Source organism: Endozoicomonas sp. SESOKO2 (genome assembly GCF_024606245.1).
Classification (GTDB): domain Bacteria; phylum Pseudomonadota; class Gammaproteobacteria; order Pseudomonadales; family Endozoicomonadaceae; genus Endozoicomonas_A.
In genome coordinates, this window is the sequence record NZ_JAHHPQ010000576.1 from 1 (window position 1) to 1,282 (window position 1,282).

1 protein-coding gene is annotated in these 1,282 nt (G+C 51.6%); it reads left to right on the forward strand.

Annotated features, from left to right (window positions below; translation table 11 throughout):
- Positions 1–1,282, forward strand: a 1,282-nt coding sequence (gene nrdA, locus KDK17_RS14090; RefSeq protein WP_257288321.1) for a class 1a ribonucleoside-diphosphate reductase subunit alpha, incomplete at both ends; no start/stop codon positions are given.

Below are 1,282 nucleotides of genomic sequence, written 5' to 3' on the forward strand. Positions count from 1 at the left end.
CGCCTGGCTATCTTCCATCTGCGCAAGAAAGCATACGGCCAGTTCGAGCCACCCGGGCTTCACGACCACGTCGTCAAACTGGCGGAAATGAAAAAGTATGATGCTCATCTTCTTCATGACTACAGTGAAGCTGAATTCAATACCATGAATGGGTTTATTGATCACAAGCGTGACATGGACTTCAGCTACGCTGCTGTTAAGCAGTTGGAAGGGAAGTATCTGGTTCAGAACCGGGTCACGGGTGAATACTACGAAAGCCCTCAGATGCTTTTCATGCTGATCGGTGCCTGTCTGTTTGCCAGTTACCCGAAAGAAACCCGCCTGGATTATATTAAGCGTTTCTATGAAGCTGTCTCTACGTTCAAGATTTCTCTGCCAACACCGATCATGGCCGGTGTTCGCACGCCTACCCGTCAGTTCAGCTCCTGCGTATTGATTGAGTGTGGTGACTCTCTGGATTCTATCAATGCGACATCCAGTGCCATTGTTAAATACGTTTCCCAACGTGCAGGCATTGGTATCAATGCCGGCGGTATTCGTGCCATTGGCAGCCCGATCCGGAACGGTGAAGCGTTTCATACAGGCTGTATTCCTTTCTACAAGCATTTCCAGACAGCGGTTAAGTCCTGCTCCCAGGGAGGTGTTCGTGGTGGTGCAGCGACTCTGTTCTACCCCATCTGGCACTACGAAGTTGAGAATCTGCTGGTTCTGAAGAACAACCGGGGAGTTGAAGAAAACCGTGTTCGTCACCTGGATTACGGCGTTCAGTTCAACCGCCTGATGTATCAGCGTCTGATCACCGGTGGCAACATCTCCCTGTTCTCGCCGATTGATGTTCCCGGATTGTACGATGCCTTCTTTGAAGACCAGGAAAAGTTTGACGCGCTTTATGCCAGGTATGAACAGGATCCAAACATCCGCAAGAAGACTCTGAAGGCAGTAGAGCTGTTCTCCCTGTTTGCGTCTGAGCGCGCCAGCACCGGTCGTATTTACCTGCAGAATGTTGACCACTGCAACACTCACAGCCCGTTTGACCCGGCAGTAGCTCCGGTTCGCCAGAGCAACCTTTGCCTGGAAATTGCCCTGCCCACCAAGCCTCTCACACACGTACTGGATGAGGAAGGTGAAATCGCGCTATGCACCCTGGCTGCTTTCAACCTGGGTAAGCTGGATAACCTGGACGAACTGGAAGAGATGAGCAACCTCCTGGTTCGTGCACTGGACAACCTGCTGGACTATCAGGATTATCCTCTGCCAGCGGCATACAACGCCACGATGGCAC